General features: G+C 57.1%; 20 protein-coding genes, 1 pseudogene and 1 other annotated feature. Of the genes and pseudogenes, 4 read left to right on the top strand and 17 right to left on the bottom strand.

The genetic code is table 11. The annotated features are described in order from the left end of the window. Positions 1–39 precede the first annotated feature (39 nt). From IAE48_RS06620 to fusA, 6 genes are all read right to left on the bottom strand, one after another. Positions 40–1,104: a class I mannose-6-phosphate isomerase gene (locus tag IAE48_RS06620; protein WP_200133868.1), complete on the bottom strand. Its 1,065-nt coding sequence runs from the start codon at positions 1,102–1,104 to the stop codon at positions 40–42. A gap of 16 nt (positions 1,105–1,120) precedes the next feature. Beyond that, the gene (locus IAE48_RS06615) at positions 1,121–1,978 is read right to left on the bottom strand and encodes a glucose 1-dehydrogenase (RefSeq protein ID WP_094420884.1); all 858 of its coding nucleotides are present in this window, start codon (positions 1,976–1,978) and stop codon (positions 1,121–1,123) included. A 365-nt stretch (positions 1,979–2,343) separates the two neighbouring features. Then, the gene (locus IAE48_RS06610; RefSeq protein WP_200133867.1) at positions 2,344–3,369 is read right to left on the bottom strand and encodes an LLM class flavin-dependent oxidoreductase; all 1,026 of its coding nucleotides are present in this window, start codon (positions 3,367–3,369) and stop codon (positions 2,344–2,346) included. A gap of 121 nt (positions 3,370–3,490) precedes the next feature. Further along, complete coding sequence (ldtA, locus tag IAE48_RS06605; RefSeq protein ID WP_200133934.1) at positions 3,491–4,447, bottom strand: L,D-transpeptidase; 957 nt, start codon at positions 4,445–4,447, stop codon at positions 3,491–3,493. Positions 4,448–4,510: 63 nt separating this feature from the next. Beyond that, a complete protein-coding gene (locus IAE48_RS06600; protein ID WP_042717293.1) occupies positions 4,511–4,813 on the bottom strand; it encodes a helix-turn-helix domain-containing protein in 303 nt (100 codons plus the stop codon). 180 nt (positions 4,814–4,993) lie between these two features. Beyond that, positions 4,994–7,096 carry an elongation factor G gene (gene fusA / locus IAE48_RS06595; protein ID WP_200133866.1) on the bottom strand — a complete coding sequence of 701 codons (2,103 nt, stop codon included), beginning with the start codon at positions 7,094–7,096 and terminating at the stop codon, positions 4,994–4,996. A 218-nt stretch (positions 7,097–7,314) separates the two neighbouring features. On the opposite strand from fusA, the gene IAE48_RS06590 reads away from it, so the two are divergent. Next, complete coding sequence (locus IAE48_RS06590; protein WP_200133865.1) at positions 7,315–7,626, top strand: helix-turn-helix transcriptional regulator; 312 nt, start codon at positions 7,315–7,317, stop codon at positions 7,624–7,626. A gap of 151 nt (positions 7,627–7,777) precedes the next feature. Here the strand turns inward: IAE48_RS06590 and IAE48_RS06585 are convergent. The 7 genes and pseudogenes from IAE48_RS06585 to dacD form a co-directional block, all read right to left on the bottom strand. Beyond that, positions 7,778–8,023: pseudogene (locus IAE48_RS06585) on the bottom strand (nicotinate-nucleotide--dimethylbenzimidazole phosphoribosyltransferase); the annotation flags it as partial. Between the two features lie 142 nt (positions 8,024–8,165). Then, positions 8,166–8,906 (bottom strand): adenosylcobinamide-GDP ribazoletransferase, encoded by a 741-nt coding sequence (gene cobS / locus IAE48_RS06580; RefSeq protein WP_200133863.1) that lies wholly within the window; start codon positions 8,904–8,906, stop codon positions 8,166–8,168. Beyond that, positions 8,903–9,448, bottom strand: a complete 546-nt coding sequence (gene cobU / locus IAE48_RS06575) for a bifunctional adenosylcobinamide kinase/adenosylcobinamide-phosphate guanylyltransferase (protein ID WP_200133862.1) — start codon at positions 9,446–9,448, stop codon at positions 8,903–8,905. The genes cobS and cobU overlap by 4 nt, the downstream gene beginning before the upstream one ends. Before the next feature lie 179 nt (positions 9,449–9,627). Beyond that, positions 9,628–9,963: a DUF496 family protein gene (locus IAE48_RS06570; RefSeq protein ID WP_054803203.1), complete on the bottom strand. Its 336-nt coding sequence runs from the start codon at positions 9,961–9,963 to the stop codon at positions 9,628–9,630. 166 nt (positions 9,964–10,129) lie between these two features. Continuing rightward, a complete protein-coding gene (locus IAE48_RS06565) occupies positions 10,130–11,188 on the bottom strand; it encodes an FUSC family protein (RefSeq protein WP_200133861.1) in 1,059 nt (352 codons plus the stop codon). A 124-nt stretch (positions 11,189–11,312) separates the two neighbouring features. Beyond that, positions 11,313–11,786 carry a DNA gyrase inhibitor SbmC gene (gene sbmC, locus IAE48_RS06560; protein WP_042717277.1) on the bottom strand — a complete coding sequence of 158 codons (474 nt, stop codon included), beginning with the start codon at positions 11,784–11,786 and terminating at the stop codon, positions 11,313–11,315. Between the two features lie 121 nt (positions 11,787–11,907). Then, on the bottom strand, positions 11,908–13,068 hold the full coding sequence (gene dacD / locus IAE48_RS06555; RefSeq protein WP_200133860.1) for a serine-type D-Ala-D-Ala carboxypeptidase DacD: 1,161 nt from the start codon (positions 13,066–13,068) through the stop codon (positions 11,908–11,910). Between the two features lie 209 nt (positions 13,069–13,277). Here dacD and sbcB point away from each other — a divergent pair, with 209 nt between their 5' ends. Beyond that, complete coding sequence (sbcB, locus tag IAE48_RS06550) at positions 13,278–14,702, top strand: exodeoxyribonuclease I (protein ID WP_200133859.1); 1,425 nt, start codon at positions 13,278–13,280, stop codon at positions 14,700–14,702. 34 nt (positions 14,703–14,736) lie between these two features. On the opposite strand, the gene tsuB is transcribed toward sbcB, so the two are convergent. The 4 genes from tsuB to IAE48_RS06530 all read right to left on the bottom strand — a co-directional run bounded on the left by tsuB (position 14,737) and on the right by IAE48_RS06530 (position 18,737). Beyond that, complete coding sequence (gene tsuB / locus IAE48_RS06545) at positions 14,737–14,964, bottom strand: thiosulfate utilization sulfurtransferase TsuB/YeeD (RefSeq protein ID WP_023479141.1); 228 nt, start codon at positions 14,962–14,964, stop codon at positions 14,737–14,739. 16 nt (positions 14,965–14,980) lie between these two features. Then, positions 14,981–16,036: a thiosulfate utilization transporter TsuA/YeeE gene (tsuA, locus tag IAE48_RS06540; RefSeq protein ID WP_200133858.1), complete on the bottom strand. Its 1,056-nt coding sequence runs from the start codon at positions 16,034–16,036 to the stop codon at positions 14,981–14,983. A gap of 175 nt (positions 16,037–16,211) precedes the next feature. After that, complete coding sequence (locus tag IAE48_RS06535; protein ID WP_023479165.1) at positions 16,212–17,573, bottom strand: APC family permease; 1,362 nt, start codon at positions 17,571–17,573, stop codon at positions 16,212–16,214. 339 nt (positions 17,574–17,912) lie between these two features. Beyond that, positions 17,913–18,737 (bottom strand): SDR family oxidoreductase, encoded by an 825-nt coding sequence (locus IAE48_RS06530; RefSeq protein WP_200133857.1) that lies wholly within the window; start codon positions 18,735–18,737, stop codon positions 17,913–17,915. A 175-nt stretch (positions 18,738–18,912) separates the two neighbouring features. Between IAE48_RS06530 and hisL the strand changes: the two genes are divergently transcribed. Beyond that, positions 18,913–18,963: a his operon leader peptide gene (gene hisL / locus IAE48_RS06525; protein WP_128484015.1), complete on the top strand. Its 51-nt coding sequence runs from the start codon at positions 18,913–18,915 to the stop codon at positions 18,961–18,963. Further along, positions 18,939–19,061: a sequence feature (His leader region), on the top strand. It overlaps the preceding gene by 25 nt. 35 nt (positions 19,062–19,096) lie before the next feature. Further along, positions 19,097–19,996 carry an ATP phosphoribosyltransferase gene (gene hisG, locus IAE48_RS06520; RefSeq protein WP_200133856.1) on the top strand — a complete coding sequence of 300 codons (900 nt, stop codon included), beginning with the start codon at positions 19,097–19,099 and terminating at the stop codon, positions 19,994–19,996. The last annotated feature ends 32 nt before the right edge of the window (positions 19,997–20,028 follow it).

The raw sequence follows: 20,028 nt of genomic DNA, 5'->3' as shown, positions 1-20,028 counted from the left end.
GGAAACCCGAGCGGGCTTTTTGCATTCTGCGCAGTCAGGTTAACGCAGATGCCCATCTATATCGCCGAGCGCCGCAATCTGATCTTCGCGGTAACCTGCATCGCGCAGCGGTTGCAGCACATCAGCCATCAGATCCGGCACATATCCGATTAGCACATCACCCGCATCATGCAGAGTGACCTCATCCAGTGCCGCGGGCAGCAGCAGCGATGCCGCCCTGCCAACCGGGACGCTGACGCCGTTTGCCTCAACGGTTAACGGCGCACCAAGGTTAGTGAGAATACGCGCGCTGTTGAAATGAAAACGTTGCGTCTGACTGAACGACCAGCGCTCCAGCGCAAAATAGGGCCCGGCGCAGCAGAAGAGCCGCGTCAGATCTGGCGCGTCGAGCACCAGCCCAGGCTGCGGCTGGCAGCGCAGTTCCGGGCGCAGCTCCTGTAACAGCGCATCGATATTGCGCTCCCACTCCTGCAGGCTCAGGCGCGAGCCATCCTCCATGCGCCACGGCATGGCGTGCTGCTGGATATCCGACGTCTGCTCGATTTCATAAATCAGCGTATCGGGACCGAAACTGTGCAGCATGCCGCCGGGCACGTAAAAGGTATCACCCGTTTTCACCGGCACGCGGTGCATCACCGCATCGTAATCCTCAGCCAGCAGCGCCGCTTTCAGGCGCGCATTATCAACGCCCTCGCGCACGCCGAGCAGACAGGTCGCGTTTTCCGCCGCCCACAGAATGTACCAGGCTTCGGTTTTACCGTTCGGCTGCTGCTCAAGGGCCTGCGCGACTTTATCGTTGGCATGCAGATGCACCGGCAGCATCCCGCTGCCGTCGATGAACTTGCTCAGCAGCGGAAAATACGGGCCGCGCCAGCCAGCTGCCACCATCTCATCGGGATAGCGCTCCACCAGTTCACGCAGGCTGCAACCTGCATATTCACCGTTAACCACCGAGGCGATCATGCCGTCAACGTCGCTGATCTCCCAGGTTTCCGCGATGCGTGAATCGGGCAGATCCGCTTTGCCCAACTGCTGCTTAATGCGTTGCCCACCGAAGATATGCGTGGCAACTGGCACACTGAGCGCCAGAGGATAAGCCTTCATCACGTCTCCTTGCCTGTCAGATAACTGCAACGCCACCAGTGACGGCAATGGTCGCACCAGAGATATAGCTCGCTTCATCGCTGGCTAACATCACGTAGGATGAGGCGAGTTCAGCAGGCTGCCCCATACGCTCAAGCGGGACTTCACTACCAAAGCTTTCAACCTGCTCAGGTGGCATGGTCGCCGGGATAAGCGGCGTCCAGATAGGGCCTGGCGCAACGGCGTTAGAACGAATGCCCTTTTCAGCCAGCAGCGCAGCGAGGCTGCCGGAGAAGTTAATAATCGCCGCTTTGGTCGCCGAGTAAGCAATCAGTTTCGGCTTCGGCTGATCGGCATTTACCGAGGCCGTATTGATGATCGACCCACCGGCCGGCATATGCGGTACCGCCGCCTTGCAGATATAGAACATGGCGTAGAGATTAGTTTTCATGGTGCGGTCGAATTCGTCGTCGCTTATCTCATCAAGCGACTCGCGCGTCATCTGGTAGGCAGCGTTATTCACCACAATGTCGATCTTGCCGAAATGCTCCACCGTCTGCGCCACAATATTGCGGCAATGTTCCGCATTCGTGATATCGCCCGCAATCAGCACGGCTTTCTGCCCTGCCTTTTCAACCCACTGTGCGGTGTCTTTCGCATCATCATGCTCATCAAGATAGGAGATCACCACGTCTGCGCCCTCGCGGGCATAGGCGATGGCAACCGCCCGGCCAATACCAGAGTCACCGCCGGTGATAATGGCGGTTTTGCCTTTCAGGCGACCCGAGCCCTGATAATCCGCTTCACCGTGATCGGGTTTCGGTTCCATCTTTAAAAAACTGCCGGGCCACTGTTGTTGTTGCGCGTGTTGAGGATTTTGTGGACGGTCTGTCATACCTTATCTCCTTGTGTGGGGGCGAAATCGCCTGCAAAAAACGAAGCGTTTCACCGCGCGGAAATGACGTTATGTCGTTACCGATAACGCCAATAAGTGTAGCAGCCGTCACAAAATCGCAAGGGAGATAACCCTGAGTAACAGTTTGAGTGGTAAGCATTTCAAGCGAAGCGGGGAGGAATATGGTGTCTTACCGGCGACTAATCGCGTAATACGCTGCTTTTTAACTGGCATGAAAAGCGAAGAGCGAGAAGGCGTTATATCTATATTTAAATCAATGAAATAGGAAAGCATTTACCGCTTTACATCTTTCTGTCACGCGATAAAAACCGCCCTGCCGGCACACGCGCGGCAGAGCGTCCTGATTAGCTGCGCCAGCCCATTGCGGGCGCAACGTGTTTCAAAATTGACTCAATAACGTGGGCGTTATAGTCAACGCCAAGCTGGTTCGGCACCGTCAGTAACAGCGTGTCGGCTTCGGCAATCGCTTCGTCTCGCTTAAGTTGTTCAATCAATTTGTCCGGCTCTGCGGCATAGCTGCGCCCGAAAATCGCCCGCGTCTTCTCATCAAGAAAACCAATTTTGTCATCGTCGTCGCGGCTGCCGCCAAAGTAGGCACGGTCGCGATCGTTCATCAGGGCAAAGATGCTGCGGCTAACGGAGACGCGCGGTGTGCGCGTATGACCGGCGGCTTTCCACGCTTCCCGATAAGCGCGGATCTGCTGCGCCTGCTGAATGTGGAACGGCTCGCCCGTTTCGTCATCTTTCAGCGTCGAACTTTGCAGATTCATCCCCAGTTTCGCCGCCCATACCGCGGTGGCATTGGAGCCTGCGCCCCACCAGATGCGCTCGCGCAAGCCTTCTGCGTAAGGCTCGAGGCGCAGCAAACCCGGCGGATTGGGGAACATCGGTTGCGGGTTGGGCTTAGCAAACCCTTCACCGCGCAGCGCATCGAGCAGCACTTCGGTGTGACGTCGCGCCATATCGGACTCATTTTCGCCCTCGGCGGGCTGATAGCCGAAATAGCGCCAGCCATCAATCACCTGCTCCGGCGAACCACGGCTGATGCCAAGCTGCAAACGACCACCGGAAATTAAATCCGCCGCGCTGGCGCTCTCCGCCATATAGAGCGGGTTTTCATAACGCATATCGATCACGCCAGTACCAATCTCAATGCGGCTGGTTTTGGCGCCGACGGCGGCGAGCAGCGGGAACGGCGAGGCGAGCTGGCGGGCGAAATGGTGCACCCGGAAGTAAGCGCCATCTGCACCCAGCTCTTCTGCGGCGACCGCCAGATCGATAGATTGCAGCAGCGCGTCAGCCCCGGAGCGGGTGCCGGACTGCGGCGAGGGGGTCCAGTGACCAAATGATAAAAAGCCGATCTTCTTCATGGCGTCGTCCTTCGTTCAGCAAATCGTAAGTGCCCCCTACTCTACGCTTTACGCCATAAGAAGAAATAACATTGATTTAACAATAACATTCAAATTAATTGAGCAATTGCGCTGCCCGCTTTTACATCCGCTCAATACCTCGCATTTCGCTGTTGTTCACAGCTGGCGCGCCGATTTTTACCGGCATACCTGAACGTCTCTCCAGCGCCATCGCCACCTGGCCTGCATCTGCGCCCGCCTCTTTTACGATTCTGTTGAGTACCGGCGTGGCGGGCAGAGGCACTTTTGCTGTCGATTCAAACTCTGCGCGGTTGCGCGACAGCGGCTCGTGCACTTCGACCCAGCTGCTGCCGTCCGGCTCGCGGCTTACTTTCACCGGCTCATCGATAATCTGCACGCGGGTGCCGACCGGCACGTTATCGAACAGATATTTAATATCCTGATTGCGCAGGCGGATGCAGCCCTGGCTAACGCGCAGGCCGATGCCGAAATCCGCATTGGTGCCATGTATGGCATACAGCTTACCGATATAGATGGCGTACAGCCCCATCGGGTTATCCGGCCCGGCTGGCACAAAGGCTGGCAGGGTTTTGCCCTCATCGGCGTACGCTTTACGGGTGTTGGCCGTCGGTGTCCAGGTAGGCCCCGCCTGTTTGCGCTCAACGGCAGTCACCCAGTTACGCGGCGTTTCGCGTCCGGCCTGGCCGATACCAATCGGCAGGATCTCAACGGTGTTGCTCTCTTTTGGGTAGTAATAGAGCCGCATTTCCGCGACGTTAACAACAATGCCTTCTCGCACGGTATCAGGCAGGATGATCTGCTGCGGGATGACCAGTTGTGAACCGGCTTTTGGCAGATAGGGGTCAGCGTCGGGATTGGCTTCCAACATATTGCTCAAACCCTGCCCATATTTTGCGGCAAAGGCTTCCAGTGGAAAGGTGTTGCCCTGCGGCACGGTGATGGTTTGCGGGCTACCTACCAGTCGGCTACCTTCCGGCGGCAGCGGGTAAGTAACCGCCAGCGCAGGCCGGGCCAAGAGTAACAGCAGAGAAGCGCAAAGCAGTGTGACAGGACGCAACATAACCTTTCCTCAGGCGAAGCGGATGTCTGCTAATGATAGTCGGCTTCCAGGGATCTGCCGTCAGAGCGCGAAACCATAATGGGAGCCGTCGGGCAACTCGATATCGATGCGCAGCTTGCTCCCCGTCGCCTCGACGTAGCGTTTCAGCGTCGATAACTTAATATCTCTCCCCTGCTTCTCCATCACAGCCACAGTGGGCTGCTTAAGCCCCAACTCCTGCGCCATTTCGTTCTGCGTTTTTTGCACGCGCTCGCGCAGCTCAGCAAGGTGAATATTAAGCAACATCTCCTGCGCCAGGGTTTGCGCCTTCGCGACAACCTCAGGTGTCTGTTCGGCAATTAATTGCTCGAGTGTTTTACTCATTGCATTTACTCCTTTTGTCGATCTTCTGCAGATGCAGCCTGGAAGCGCGCTTCCACACTTTCGATGAAAAACAGCAGAGTGGAAAAAAGGTTGCGAAGCCGCTCAATGAATAAAAGCGCTGGACAACAATTGAGCGTAAAAAACCCCGCCGAAGCGGGGTTTGAAGTGACGAGTTAAAACTTATCCTTTACTGCGGCTGGCGATAATCTCCTCGGCCACATTGCGCGGCGCTTCCGCATAGTGATGGAACTCCATGCTGTAGGTCGCACGCCCCTGCGACATTGAACGCAGCGTGGTGGCATAGCCGAACATCTCCGCCAGCGGCACGTCGGCGCGGATAATCTGGCTACCGAAGCGCTCTTCCATCCCCTGCACCATGCCGCGACGCGAAGAGAGATCGCCCATAATATTCCCGGCGTACTCCTCCGGCGTCTCCACTTCGACATGCATCACCGGTTCAAGGATCGCCGGATCTGCTCTGCGTGCGCCCTCTTTAAAGCCAAAGATCCCCGCCATGCGGAAAGCCATCTCCGAAGAGTCGACATCGTGATAGGAGCCGAAGGTCAGCGTCGCTTTCACATCCACCACCGGGTAGCCCGCCAGCACGCCGCTGTTCATCGCTTCACGCAGCCCCTTTTCCACGGAGGGGATATACTCGCGCGGCACCACGCCGCCTTTGGTCGCGTCTTCAAATACAAATCCGCTTCCCGCCGCCAGCGGCTCCAGCGTCAGCACCACATGGCCATACTGCCCTTTACCGCCGGACTGACGCACAAACTTGCCCTCAATCTCTTTAACAGTTTTGCGCAGCGTTTCGCGGTACGTGACCTGTGGACGGCCAATATTCGCCTCCACGCCGAATTCGCGCTTCATGCGGTCAACGATAATCTCCAGATGCAGCTCCCCCATTCCGGAGATGATGGTTTGCCCGGACTCTTCATCCGTATGCAGACGGAATGACGGATCTTCCGCCGCCAACCGCTGCAGCGCAATGCCCATCTTCTCCTGATCCGCTTTGGTCTTCGGCTCGATGGCGAGCGAGATCACCGGCTCCGGGAACTCCATGCGCTCAAGCGTAATCACCTTGTCCGGATCGCTGAGCGTGTCGCCGGTGGTGACATCTTTTAACCCGACACAGGCGGCGATATCACCCGCGCGCAGCTCATCCACTTCGTGACGATCGTTGGCATGCATCTGCACAATACGTCCAATGCGCTCTTTTTTGCCTTTCACCGGGTTGTAGACCGCATCGCCTTTTTTCAGCACGCCCGAGTAGACGCGGATAAACGTCAGCTGGCCGACATAGGGGTCGGTCATCAGTTTGAAGGCGAGCGCCGAGAAGGGCTCGTCATCATTCGCATGGCGTTCCGCCGGCTGGCCTCTTTCGTCCACGCCCTGAATTGCCGGAATATCCAGCGGCGAGGGCATCAGTTCCACCACCGCGTCGAGCATGCGCTGCACACCTTTGTTCTTAAAGGCACTGCCGCACAGCATCGGCTGGATTTCACCGGAGATGGTGCGCTGGCGCAGACCGGCAATAATTTCAGCTTCGTCCAGCTCGCCGGTTTCCAGGTATTTATCCATCAATGTATCGTTCGCTTCCGCTGCCGCAGAGACCATTTTTTCGCGCCACTCTTGCGCAGTTTCCAGTAACTCTTCAGGCACCGACGCATAACTGAAGGACATGCCCTGCGTGGCATCATCCCAGCTAATCTCGCGCATTTTGATCAGATCGACCACGCCCGTGAAGTGCTCTTCAGCACCAATCGGGATGACAATCGGCACCGGGTTGGCTTTCAGACGGTCGATCATCATCTGCACCACGCGGAAAAAGTCTGCGCCGGGGCGGTCCATTTTGTTCACGAACGCGAGGCGCGGAACGTGATACTTATTGGCCTGCCGCCAGACGGTTTCTGACTGCGGCTGCACGCCGCCCACCGAGTCGTAAACCATGACCGCGCCATCCAGCACGCGCATAGAGCGCTCCACTTCGATGGTGAAATCGACGTGCCCTGGGGTATCGATAATGTTGATACGGTGCGGTTCAAAATTGCGATCCATACCGGGCCAGAAGCAGCTTACCGCCGCGGAGGTAATGGTAATGCCGCGCTCCTGCTCCTGCGCCATCCAGTCGGTGGTTGCCGCGCCATCGTGTACTTCCCCCAGCTTATGGCTCATCCCGGTGTAAAACAGGATGCGCTCGGTGGTGGTGGTTTTACCGGCATCGATATGCGCGGAGATACCGATGTTGCGATAACGTTCGAGAGGAATGGGTCGGGGCATGATGCGTCCTTAGTCTGTTGACTGTTAGTTGGCGGCCCGAATGAGCCGCAGGGGTTTAACGGCGTTTAGCATAGTAAAACTGTACGTATATATTCGAACTATTTTTACTATTCTTTCGATTGGCGAATCCGGGGTAGCGGTCGTGGTGTTAAACAGGCAGTTTGCGTATAGTAGCGCCGCTGAGTCAGCCGCAGCCCCATCGTTAATACAGGAAAAGTATGATCGCTAACCACCCTGAACGTGAGCAGTTTCGCCTGGAAAATGTGCTTTTTGCGCTCGGCAACCCCCTGCGCCTGGCCATCATCAAACGCCTGGCCGACGGCAGTGAAATGAGCTGCAACACGCTGCGTCCGCAGGAAGTGGCGAAATCGACTATGACCCATCACTGGCGCGTGCTGCGCGACAGCGGCGTGGTGTGGCAGCGCCCGCAGGGGCGGGAGAATATGATTTCACTGCGCCGCGAAGATCTGGATAGCTGTTTTCCCGGCTTGCTGGATACACTGTTGCAGGTAATACAGCAGGCCGAATAAGCGGCGTTTTGCCGGATGGCAGCTAACGGTATAGCGATTAGTCTGTTGCACTTTTACTGGTGCCGAATGGCGCTGCGCTTATCCGGCCTACAAACAGCATGGATTCGGTTTGCGTAGGCCGGATAAGGCGTTAGCCGCCATCCGGCAACCCTCACTGCACGGGCGGCAACACAATATTGCTGCCCGCCAGCGTGCCCATCTGGTTGTGAATCGCACATGCGGCGTCCACTAACGGCATTGCCAGCGCCGCACCGCTCCCCTCGCCTAAACGCATCTCCATCGAGAGATAGGGCTCAAGACCGAGCGCTGCAAGAGCAATACACGCCCCTTTTTCGGCGGAGAGATGCGAAGGAATCAAATAGGATTTCGTCTGCGGCGCTATCCGGCACACCGCCAGCGATTCGAGCCGCCCGAGGCTACCCACCGGTTTGAGAAACCCATTTAAATGCTGCTGCGCGCGTCGCATCGCCCCTTCGTGGGGAGCCGGAATGGCGGCTAATATCATCGCTAATGTCTGCATCAGGTCTCTCGTTAAGGGATCAGAGTAGCGCGAACAGGAAGATAACCTCACCAAGCTCAATCGCCGCGCCGAGGGTGTCGCCGGTCTGCCCGCCGAGGGTGCGCTTGAGCAACCAGCCGAGCAGGTAAATCGCCACCATGGTGACCAGCAGCGCCAGCACGCCCTGCGCGCCGAGCAACGCTGCGGCTAACAGCGTGGTGATGATTAAGGTGACAAAGGTATCTCTGCCGGACACTTTGCCAATAAACAGATTGCCCAGCCCTTCGTCGCGGGCGTAGCGGTGACCAAACATCAGTAACACCGAGCAGCCGCGCCCGGCAGCACAGGCCGCCGCCAGCGCCGCGATCATCGGCGTATCGCGCAGCTGTAGCTCGCTGAGCACGAGGATTTTTGCCACCAGCACAAACACCAGCGCCAGCCCGCCGTGGGTGCCGAGCCGGCTATCGCGCATAATCTCCAGCATGCGCTCGCGTCGGCGGGCGGAGAAAACGCCATCGCAGGTATCTGCCAGACCATCGAGATGAAAACCGCCGGTCAGCAGCGCCAGCGCCAGCACGCTCAACAGCGCTGCCAGCGGCGCACCGCACCAGGTGTGCAAGACCATGAAAAGAAGACCGCTCAGGCCGCCGAGCAGCAGGCCGACCAGCGGGAAAGTGGTGATCCCACGCACATAATCCGCCCCATCCAGCCCCTGTACCCAGCGGCCCGGCACCGGAATGCGGCTGATAAACGACAATGTGGCGAAGAACAACTTGATCATTTTATTTTCACTCCAATTCCCGATACCATCAGCCAGACCTCATCGGCGGCCTGCGCAAGCCGCTGATTAACGCGCCCGCCAATATCACGAAAATGCCGCGCCAGACGGTTTTCCGGCACGATCCCCATTCCAACTTCATTGGTTACCATCACCACCGGTGAGGGACAGGCGTTGCAGGCAGCAATTAGCATCTCGATCTCCTGCTGCACCTGTGCCTCCAGCGCGGCGTAATCCCAGCCCTCAGCATCGTCGCTGCCGCCAAAGGCGAAGAGCAGATTAGTCACCAGCGTGGTGATGCACTCCAGCACGATCGCCTCATCCGGATCGTTGTGCGCGGTGATGATATTGCTTAACTGCTGCCAGCGCTCCTCCGTGCGCCAGTGTGCCGGGCGGCTCTGGCGATGATGGGCAATGCGCGCGGCCATCTCTTCATCAAAAATTTGCGCGGTGGCGATATATAACACTCGCGGCGCGTGGCTGACTAACGATTCGGCGTGACGGCTTTTGCCGCTGCGCGCGCCGCCGGTGACAAGCGTTAACATGCGGGCTCCTGATGAGGTTTAAACGTCCTGATGTGCGTTCTGCGCGGCGCATTTTACCACTCTGTAAACAGAGAAAGGCCTGGTTTTTATGGGTGATAAAGAAAAAAGGAGGAAGAAAAGTGGAAGGGAGTGGAGAAAAGAGAAGACGGTGAGAGACGAGGCTCTCACCGCGCAGGCGCTTACTCGGCTTTGTTTTCGACCGACTTCAGTTCGCCCATGGTTTTCAGTTTTTTAGAGATTTCGCGGCGCTCTTTCGACAGCTCGGCGTTTTTGATGATGTAGTCATCAACGCGATCTTCGTAGTCGGTACGCATGCTGGCAATAATGCCCTGAATGGCTTCAACGCTCATGCCCGGCTTGATGTAGTCGCTGAGGTTGTCCAGCAGCAGAACGCGTTTCTGGTTATCACGGATCTTTTTCTCAACGTCCTGAATTTCGCGCTGCAGTTTGTTTTTGCGACGGAACAGACGCACAAATTCCAGAACGTCCTGGAATGAAGGCTTGGTTGTTTCCATTTTGACACCCCTGATTAATTGAGATTCGGATTCGTTAAGGCCATCACCTGAGAGGCAAACCTACCCAAAGCAGTGGCATATGACAATAAGTTTTCCTGCTGGCTATCATAACCGCAAATATAGCTGAATCGAAACAACCTGGCAGCCCGAGGGTGTTATTAGCCGTTTATTTGCGCAGCGCCCGGCAGATCAAATGCGATAACAACTCCAGCTGGCACGCCAGCTCCATGCTGAGCCAGACATAGCCGTGAATGGAGGTTTCCGTCACCGCATCACCCTGGTGTTCACCAATCAACTGCCGCAGTTCAGCAACGATATCGTTAAGCTTTTCCGTGTTCGCCAGGATCGGCTGCGGGTTGCCCTCATAGAGCGCGTGAGCGATGGTGAGCAGCGTCTGCTGCGTCATCTGCTGTGTCTCTTGCAGCGTGCTGGCGTTAATCATCACGAAATGGCTGGCGCGCGAACTCCAGTGGGCGTTGATTTGCAGCTCCAGCATGCAGACCATATTGCGGCTGACGGTCTGGATAGCTTCGAAGATCGCTTTCTGGATATGAGTCTCTTTACAGGCGGGGGTAATCAGCCCGCGCATCTTCACCACGTCGTTGAGGATTTTTTGCAGATGCTTTTCCAGCCGTGGCCGCTCCACAAGGTTGCGTGAGAAACCGCCCTGGTAGACGCGGTTAAAGGCCGTGACGTAGTTCGCCATCTGAATGCGCCAGTGCAAAAAGGCGCGCTGCGGCCAGATGCCGGTAAAGAGCATGGCGAGGAGCGAACCGATAATCACATCGCCACCGCGCCACAGCGCCGTATGCATATCACCGCTTGGCCCACCCACGACGACCGCAAGGGTGATACCAATCAGCAGCGCCTGGTAAGGCTTTTTGCCGAGCGCCAGCCAGCCGCAGAGAAACATGGCGGCGGCGCACCACAGCAGCATCAGCGGCAGAGAGTAAAGCTCCAGCTTTAACGCCACCAGCCCCAGCACCGCGCCGAAAATGGTACCGCCGATGCGCTCAAAGGCGCGCGGCACCACGTTGCCCCAGAAGGAGATCGGTCCCATCAGCACCACCAGGGTAATCAACGGCCAGGTACCCTCCGGCACATTGAGCAGGCGGATAAGCAAAAAGGTGAGGATAAACGCCAGCGCAATGCGCACGCCGTGCACCACGCGGTAGTGGCGATAAAGTCGAATTTCAAACGGGCTGAGGGATTTGTCGCGACGCACAGCCAGGCTCCGGGTCAAAAAGAAAGGCGCAATTGTAGCGGTATTTTTTCCTGCCAATGCCCTGTCAGGACAAAAAAAGAGGCCGCCAGCATCACTCTCGCGGCCTTTTTTGTCCTGCCCGGCTTTAGTGGGCGTTCGGCTCGACGGGGATATACATTTCGATATCCCAGAAACCGTCGCCCTTACCGTCGTTCTGGTAGATCTCAAAACAGGGGCCGGCACCAATCTGCACCGAGGTGTCACCCAACAGCTCGTCAAAAAAGAGATTCCAGCTGCCTTCAAAATCTTCGTTGTAGACCCGCGCGCTCATCACCGCGTAATGACCGCCGGGAATGTCGGTGGTGATAACGCCTGCGCTGTTAACAGGCACCTGGAAGTCGCGCTCAACGGTGATGGCGACATCACAGCGCAGCTTTTCCGGCGGCACTTCATCGGGGTTATCGTAATAGACGCTGACCCACTCCAGCGGCTGGATCTGGTTATGCTCGACCCACAGCAGCAACTGCTGGAAGCCCTGCTTCACCTTCTCTTCCCACGGCCCCACCAGATGAAACCCGGCGATACGGCGCTGCTCTGCTTGCTTAACGTTGTAGCCCATCGTGACCTCCTGCGCGTTACTGTTTGTCTGTACAGTATATCTACCCGGCGACCATCAGGCTTGCCGCACGCGTCAATTATGCGAGCAGACTCGCAAGCCTGCCACTCTGCCCGCATGATGGTCACCCTTTGTGGTGCAGGTAGTCGCTCAGTCGGGAGAAGAGCCCGCCTTTGCCAACGCTCTCCAGCGTCACCAGCGGCATTTTGGCAATCACTTTATCGCGGTCATAAAGCTGGATTTCACCGACGCGCTGATGGGCGGCAAGCGGCGCTTCCAGCTCTTTGCTGTCCAGCACATATTTCGCTTTGATGTTTTGCAGCTCCGCTTTCGGCAGCACCAGCCAGCGATCCTCATCGGTGCCGACAGCAATCTGCTCTTTATCGCCATACCAGATGCGCTCGCTGCCTACTTTTTTGCCGTTACGCAGGATCTCAACCGTATCGAAGTTCTGCTGACCCCAGTGCAGCAGCTTGCGCGCCTGCTCTTCGCGCCCTTTCGGGCTGTCCGCGCCCATGATCACCGCGATCAAACGGCGTTGACCATCAACGCTTGAGGCAATCAGGTTAAAGCCCGCGCCGGAGGTGTGCCCGGTCTTCAGTCCATCGACATTCAGGCTTTTATCCCACAGCAGCCCGTTGCGGTTCTGCTGGGTGATGCCGTTCCACGTCAGGCTTTTTTCGCTGTACATATGATAGAAGTCCGGCTCGCCGTGAATAATGGCGCGCGATAACACCGCCAGATCGTAGGCCGAGCTGTGCTGCCCCGGGGCATCCAGGCCATGTACCGTTTCAAAATGGGTATCACGCAGGTTCAGCTTCTGCACATAGTCGTTCATCATCGCCACGAACTGCGGCTGCCCACCGGCGACGTGATCCGCCAGCGCCACGCAGGCGTCGTTCCCGGAATCGACAATCAGCCCGCGGCTCAGATCGCGCACCGTCAGGCGATCGCCCGGCTTAAGGAACATCAGTGACGAGCCGGCAAACACCGGGTTGCCCTGCGCCCAGGCATCTTTGCCGACTGTAACCACGTCGTCCGCACTGATGCGATGGCTATCAATGGCGCGATCGACGACATAGCCGGTCATCAATTTGGTGAGACTCGCCGGATTACGCTGCTGATGCTCATGCCCCGCAGTTAAGATTTGCCCGGTGGTGTAGTCCATCAAGACCCATGATCCGGCCTGTACTGCCGGGGGCTGAGGGGCAAATGGGAGGTCGTCGGCCTGAGCGCAATGGACGCTCACCGCCAACAATGAAGCAGCAAACAAACGGCGTTTCAATGAAATATCCTCAATACATCGGAAAGGGGCGTCCTTTGTACGGAACTTCGTGTGTCGTTACCTGGCAAAATTGCAAAGAAATGTGACATAAATCATTTTTAAGCCCCTGTTTTTGCGAGTTGCGCCGTAAGCTGACGCGGTTTTTCTTCGGCACACGGGCGACGATGGTTTACCATAGTCGGCATACTTTCTGACAGGATGAGCTTCTGGTGTCTGATTCCCCGGCAACCCCGACATTTCTTTTTCATGATTACGAGACCTTCGGAACCAGCCCCGCGCTGGATCGCCCGGCGCAGTTCGCCGCGCTGCGCACCGATGCCGATTTCACGACCATCGGCGAGCCGGAAGTCTTCTACTGCAAACCCGCCGATGACTATCTTCCCCAGCCTGAAGCGGTGCTGATCACCGGCATTACCCCGCAGGTGGCGCGCGCCAAAGGTGAAAATGAAGCGGCGTTTGCTAAACGCATTCACGACCTCTTCACCGTGCCAAATACCTGCGTAGTGGGTTACAACAACGTCCGTTTTGATGATGAAGTGACGCGCAATATTTTTTACCGCAACTTCTACGATCCCTACGCCTGGAGCTGGCAAAACCACAACTCCCGCTGGGATCTGCTGGATGTGATGCGCGCCTGCTACGCCCTGCGCCCGGAGGGGATCAATTGGCCGGAGAATGAGGAAGGTCTGCCAAGTTTCCGCCTTGAGCACCTGACCAAAGCGAACGGCATTGAGCACAGCAATGCCCACGACGCGATGGCGGATGTCTATGCCACCATCGCCATGGCGCAGCTGGTGAAAGCGAAGCAGCCGAAGCTGTTTGCCTATCTCTATAGCCATCGCAGCAAGCAGAAGCTGGCAACCTTGATTGACGTGCCGCAGATGAAACCGCTGGTGCATGTCTCCGGCATGTTTGGCGCGGCGCGCGGCAACACCAGCTGGGTTGCGCCGCTGGCGTGGCATCCGGAAAACCGTAACGCGGTGATTATGGTCGATCTGGCGGGCGATATGTCGCCGCTGCTGGAGCTGGACGCCGATGCATTGCGCGAGCGCCTCTATACGCCGAAGAGCGAGCTGGGCGATGACGCGGCGGTGCCGGTTAAGCTGGTGCATCTCAACAAGTGCCCGGTGCTGGCGCAGGCTAATACGCTGCGGCCAGAGGATGCCGAGCGGCTTGGTATCGACCGCCAGCGCTGTCTCGATAATTTACAGATCCTGCGTGACTACCCACAGGTACGCGAGAAAGTGCTGGCGATCTTCGCCGAAGCGGAGCCGTTTGTGCCGTCGGAGAATGTCGACGCGCAGATCTACAACGGCTTTTTCAGCGATGCCGATCGCGCCGCCATGAAAATCCTGCTTGAGACCGAGCCGCGCAACTTACCGGCGCTGGATATCACCTTTGCCGATGCGCGCATTGAGAAACTGCTGTTTAACTACCGGGCGCGCAACTTCCCCGGCACGCTTGATGAAGAGGAGCAGCAGCGCTGGCTGGCGCATCGCCGCGAGATCTTTACGCCGGAGTTTTTACAACGCTATGCCGAAGAGCTGCAGGCGCTGTTCCAGCAGTATGATGGGGACAGTGAGAAACAGGCGCTGTTGAAAGCGCTGTGGCAGTACGCCGAAGAGATTGTCTGAACGTTGCCCTCCCGTGCGCGGGAGGGCCTGCGGCTTACGCCTTCTGGACGGTGATGCTCCAGGCGGCATCACCCACCTGCTGGTAATCCGTAATGGTGTGCCCCTCTTCTGCCGCCCACTGAGGAATCGCTTCCGTCGCCTGGGTGCAGTCGAACTCAATCACCAGTTCATCGCCGCTGTGCATCTCTGCCAGCGCCGCTTTTGCTTCAATCAGTGGGAACGGGCATACCTGCGTTACCACATCGAGTTTTTTAACTGCCATAACAGCTCCTGTTTATTTAGGCCACAGCCGCAGCAAGCTTCGCTTTGCGCTGTGGACGAACATATAAAAACCATGACGCGGTCCATACGCCAAGGATCATAAATACCAGGCCGATCCACCCCTGCCAGGTCATCATTGCTGTCATTACCAGACCGTTACCGATGGAGCAGCCGCCCGCCATGCTGGCACCGACGCCCATCAGCAGCCCACCAAAGCCGCTGCGCAGCGTGGTTTGCGCATCGGCGGCGCGCACGCGGAACTCGCGGCTGGCTTTCGCGGCAATCAGCGATCCCAGGAAGATCCCCAGCACCAGGAAGACGCCCCAGTTCAGCACCTTGCTTTGTCCGACTACCAAAAATTGCAGAATATTGGCGGTCGGCGAGGTGATGCCAAGACCAAACATACGCCCGGTGGCTTCGCTCAGCGGCCACGCCAGCAGCGCAATCAGGCCGATCAGCACGGCGGTGACAAACGGATGCCAGCGCTTCTCAAACAGAATGTGTGCAAGGCCAGTTCTGCGCGGCGGCAGTGAGGCAACTTTCAGCTTCGGTTTGCGCAGCTCTTTGGCAACCACCCACAGCGTCACCGCCACCAGCAGCACAACCAGCGGCCAGACGGAGAAGCCAAAGGTCTCGGCAATTGAGTTGTGCTCAGTGCTGTAGGTTTTCAACAGCTGGTTGAGGCCCGCTGCGTTCGGCGAGCGCATTACCGCGCTCATCACCATATAGGTAAAGAGCGCAATCCAGCTGCCGATCAACCCTTCCCCGGCGCGATACCAGGTCCCGGTCGCACAACCGCCTGCGTAGACGATGCCAAGCCCAAAAATATAGCCGCCCACCACGGTGCCAAGCCACGGGAAAGCGCCAGCGTCATATTGCACCACACCCGCCTGAATCAGGGCGAAAACGCCCACGCTCTGGATCGCAATCGCGATCAACAGGGCATAAAACATGCGGTTATTTTTCGCGATGTACATATCGCGAAAGCCGCCGGTGAGGCAGAAACGGCCCCGCTGCATCACAAAGCCGAGCAGCGCGCCGCAGATCAATCCACTTACAATCATTGAGAACATAACGGTAATAGCGTCCGGAAAAACAAGATCGCAAATTATTCACAAGCAGCCGGGCGGGAACCAATAACAAAATGGTCTAGCATAGGGTGTTTTGTTATTAGCGGCGGGTGGAAGAGCGAAGGCGAAAAAAAACCGGAGGCGTGGCCTCCGGTTTCATTATCTGTCTGAGCAGATCTTACTGAGTGATATCTTCGTACTGCGGCACCGGGTTACGGAAGCTGCGGGTCACGCAAGCCAGGTAAACCAGACCAATCGCGCCCCAGATGAGGCCCAGTACCATCGAGCTCTCTTCAAGGTTAACCCACAGCGCACCGACCGTCAGCGCGCCGCAGACCGGCAGCACCAGGTAGTTGAAGTGGTCTTTCAGCGTTTTGTTGCGCTTCTCGCGGATCCAGAACTGGGAGATCACCGACAGGTTAACGAAGGTGAAGGCCACCAGCGCACCGAAGTTGATCAGCGCCGTGGCGGTGACCAGATCGAAGTTAATCGCCAGCAGCGCAATCGCGCCTACCAGCAGCACGTTCCATGCCGGAGTACGCCATTTCGGGTGTACGTAGCCGAAGAAACGGGTCGGGAAGACGCCGTCGCGGCCCATAACGTACATCAGACGGGAAACGCCCGCGTGTGCCGCCATACCGGATGCCAGTACGGTGACGCTTGAGAAAATCAGCACACCCCACTGGAAGGTTTTACCCGCAACGTAGAGCATGATTTCAGGCTGCGACGCGTCCGGATCTTTAAAGCGCGAGATATCCGGGAAGTAGAGCTGCAGGAAGTAAGAAGCCACGATAAAGACCACGCCGCCCAGCAGTGCGGTGAGGAAAATCGCGCGCGGAATGACGCGCTCAGCGTCTTTGGTCTCTTCAGAAAGCGAAGAGATACCGTCGAAGCCGAGGAACGAGAAGCAGAGGATCGTCGCACCGGTGATCATCGGCACCACGTGCGCACCTTCAGACCAGAACGGACGGGTGCTGGTCAGCGTGCCTGCGCCTTCGCCATGCGACACACCGTAGATGATAAGCCCGACGATGACGGCAACGATGCCCATCTGTAGGATCACGATCAGGGTGTTGAAGTTCGCCACGGTCTTAATGCTGCGCAGGTTGGAGATGGTCATAAAGGCCACCAGCGCCACCACGAACAGCCACGACGGAATAGAAGGCACCAGCGCTTCAAAGTAAATTTTCGCCAGCAGAATGTTGATCATCGGCATGAACAGGTAGTCCAGCAGCGATGACCAGCCCACCATAAAGCCCACGGCCGGGGAGATGGATTTCTGCGCATAGGTATAGGCGGAGCCCGCCGACGGGAAACGGCGAACCAGTTTACCGTAGCTCAGGGCAGTAAAGAGAATAGCGACCAGGGCAAACGCGTAGGCGGTTGCCACATGACCATCGGTCAGGCCGGAGACGATACCGAACGTATCGAACAGCGTCATCGGCTGCATATAGGCAAGGCCCATCATTACAACCGGAATCAGCGTAAGGGTCTTACGTAATTCCACGCGAGAGGTTTTTGGAGTAACGTTATGCGACATGGCTTTCCCCCAGAACGGCGGCGGCCGTCGCAAATGCAAAATATTGCCCCATTTGTGTTCTTTCCTCAGCGACAACGACTGTCGGTTTTTAAATGTGTATCTATCCGGTACGAAGCCCGGCCTCTTTTATTGAATGACGTTTTGCTTGCAAAAAAATAACCGACGCGTTGAACGTCGGTTAATCTTCTCTATTTTTTGCAGCGGCATATTCTGCACCAGGTTGAAGCACAATGACAATACAATGCAGGCCGCCATAGAAATTAATGATGTCTAACCGTTTGATTTTTAAACGCCAGCTTGATCATTAATCCTGCTAATCGCATTTTTTGCTAAAAAACCCTACTCCAGAGGCATCTGCATCGGATCGGGGTAGAGATATTCAAAGCCTAGTTCAGAACAGATGCGGCTGCCATCTACCACTTTGCCGCGCTTTTCTGCGGGCGAATCGGTAAAGGTTGGCGCTGGCAGACCCAGCTTACGCGCCATTGCCGGATAGAAGGTTTCGCGCGTCGGATGCGCGGGTGCGCAGATATTATAAATGTGCCCACCTTTCGGCGACTGCAGCAGCAGCGTAATAGCGGCAACCACATCTTCGAGATGAACCAAGTTAACGCCAAGTTGGCCATCCGGCGCGGTTTTACCGGCGAAGAAGCGCCCCGGATGGCGGGATGGTCCAACTAATCCTGCCAGACGCAGAATGTCGACCTGAGTGCCCGGTAAATTGTGCAGCCAGTCCTCAAGCTCCTTCAGCACCCGCCCGCTGGCGGTCACCGGCTGGCGCGGCGTGGTCTCTTTAACGGTGCCTGGCGCATCGCCGTAGACCGAGGTTGAACTGGTAAAGAGGATGCGCGGAATGTGGTGCGCCAGCGCGCTGTCGACAATCTCCTGCATCGCCTGCAGATAGAACTCCTCGCCGGGGCCGCTGCGCCGGGCGGGTAGCGTGATCACCAGCGCGTCGACATTCATTAGCGCATCGAGATCGTCCGGGTCACACACCAGTTCAGGTTCGAGCTTAAGCAGATAGCTTTCGATACCGCACATCCGCGCCGCCTCGACGCCATCTTCCGTGGTCTTACTGCCGGTCACGTGCCAGCCCCGCGCGGTTAATGAGAGCGCCAGCGGCATCCCCAACCAGCCTAATCCGACAATTGCGACTTTTTTCATGCCTCTCCCCTGCTTACAACCTGCGAATACCATTAGGCTACGCCAGCGCTCTGTCAGTGACAATTCACAGAACCTATATGAAATGATTTAATCATAAAAAAAAGCCCTTGCCTTCAACGACCAACCTGGTTTACGGTAATTGCCAACATATGAATAAGCATTCATCGAGAATTTTATGAACCGCGTTCCATTTAAACACCACCATCATCACCATCACCCTGACTAGTCTTTCAGGCGATGTGTGCTGGAAGAGAGTCAGATCTTCCAGTGGTGCATGAACGCAAAGAGAGCCCCCGGAAGATCGCCTTCCGGGGGCTTTTTTTTGGACAATTTTTAGCAGGATTACAGAGGACAACAGAATGTTAGATAACTCGCGTTTACGCATAGCTATTCAGAAATCCGGCCGTCTTAGTGACGATTCACGCGAACTGCTGGCCCGCTGCGGGATCAAGATCAACCTGCACACCCAGCGCTTAATCGCCCTCGCGGAAAATATGCCGATCGATATTCTGCGTGTACGCGATGACGATATTCCGGGCCTGGTGATGGATGGCGTGGTCGACCTCGGCATTATTGGCGAAAACGTTTTAGAAGAAGAGCTGCTGACCCGCCGCGCACAGGGTGAAGATCCGCGTTACTTCACCCTGCGCCGCCTCGATTTCGGCGGCTGCCGCCTGTCACTGGCAACGGCGGTGGATGAAGCCTGGGACGGCCCGCTGTCGCTCAATGGCAAACGCATCGCTACCTCCTACCCTCACCTGCTGAAACGCTACCTTGATCAGAAAGGCGTGTCGTTCAAATCCTGTCTGCTGAATGGCTCGGTTGAAGTCGCCCCGCGTGCCGGTCTGGCGGATGCGATTTGCGATCTTGTCTCCACCGGCGCAACGCTGGAAGCGAACGGCCTGCGCGAAGTCGAAGTGATTTACCGCTCGAAAGCCTGCCTGATTCAGCGCGATGGCGAAATGCCGGAGGCTAAACAGCAGCTGATCGACAGACTGCTGACCCGTATTCAGGGCGTGATTCAGGCGCGCGAGTCGAAATACATCATGATGCACGCGCCGAGCGAGCGTCTGGACGAGGTGATTGCCCTGCTGCCGGGCGCTGAGCGCCCGACCATTCTGCCGCTGGCAGGCGATCAGCAGCGCGTGGCAATGCACATGGTCAGCAGCGAAACGCTCTTCTGGGAGACCATGGAGAAGCTCAAAGCGCTGGGCGCCAGCTCCATCCTGGTGCTGCCGATTGAGAAGATGATGGAGTAAGGCCTCGCTGTGTGCGGCCTGCGGTCACGTTT

Source organism: Kosakonia sp. S57 (genome assembly GCF_016516575.1).
In the GTDB taxonomy this organism is placed as follows: domain Bacteria; phylum Pseudomonadota; class Gammaproteobacteria; order Enterobacterales; family Enterobacteriaceae; genus Kosakonia; species Kosakonia cowanii.
The sequence above is the reverse complement of the archived record's forward strand: the minus strand, read 5'-3'. Positions and strand labels throughout refer to the sequence as shown.

Excerpts from the sequence above, each read along its gene's own strand:
- IAE48_RS06620 (WP_200133868.1), bottom strand. The coding sequence starts at position 1,104 with ATGAAGGCTTATCCTCTGGCGCTCAGTGTGCCAGTTGCCACGCATATC.
- IAE48_RS06615 (WP_094420884.1), bottom strand. The coding sequence starts at position 1,978 with ATGACAGACCGTCCACAAAATCCTCAACACGCGCAACAACAACAGTGG.
- IAE48_RS06610 (WP_200133867.1), bottom strand. The coding sequence starts at position 3,369 with ATGAAGAAGATCGGCTTTTTATCATTTGGTCACTGGACCCCCTCGCCG.
- IAE48_RS06600 (WP_042717293.1), bottom strand. The coding sequence starts at position 4,813 with ATGAGTAAAACACTCGAGCAATTAATTGCCGAACAGACACCTGAGGTT.
- fusA (WP_200133866.1), bottom strand. The coding sequence starts at position 7,096 with ATGCCCCGACCCATTCCTCTCGAACGTTATCGCAACATCGGTATCTCC.
- IAE48_RS06590 (WP_200133865.1), top strand. The coding sequence starts at position 7,315 with ATGATCGCTAACCACCCTGAACGTGAGCAGTTTCGCCTGGAAAATGTG.
- cobS (WP_200133863.1), bottom strand. The coding sequence starts at position 8,906 with ATGATCAAGTTGTTCTTCGCCACATTGTCGTTTATCAGCCGCATTCCG.
- cobU (WP_200133862.1), bottom strand. The coding sequence starts at position 9,448 with ATGTTAACGCTTGTCACCGGCGGCGCGCGCAGCGGCAAAAGCCGTCAC.
- IAE48_RS06570 (WP_054803203.1), bottom strand. The coding sequence starts at position 9,963 with ATGGAAACAACCAAGCCTTCATTCCAGGACGTTCTGGAATTTGTGCGT.
- sbmC (WP_042717277.1), bottom strand. The coding sequence starts at position 11,786 with ATGGGCTACAACGTTAAGCAAGCAGAGCAGCGCCGTATCGCCGGGTTT.
- tsuB (WP_023479141.1), bottom strand. The coding sequence starts at position 14,964 with ATGGCAGTTAAAAAACTCGATGTGGTAACGCAGGTATGCCCGTTCCCA.
- tsuA (WP_200133858.1), bottom strand. The coding sequence starts at position 16,036 with ATGTTCTCAATGATTGTAAGTGGATTGATCTGCGGCGCGCTGCTCGGC.
- IAE48_RS06535 (WP_023479165.1), bottom strand. The coding sequence starts at position 17,573 with ATGTCGCATAACGTTACTCCAAAAACCTCTCGCGTGGAATTACGTAAG.
- IAE48_RS06530 (WP_200133857.1), bottom strand. The coding sequence starts at position 18,737 with ATGAAAAAAGTCGCAATTGTCGGATTAGGCTGGTTGGGGATGCCGCTG.
- hisG (WP_200133856.1), top strand. The coding sequence starts at position 19,097 with ATGTTAGATAACTCGCGTTTACGCATAGCTATTCAGAAATCCGGCCGT.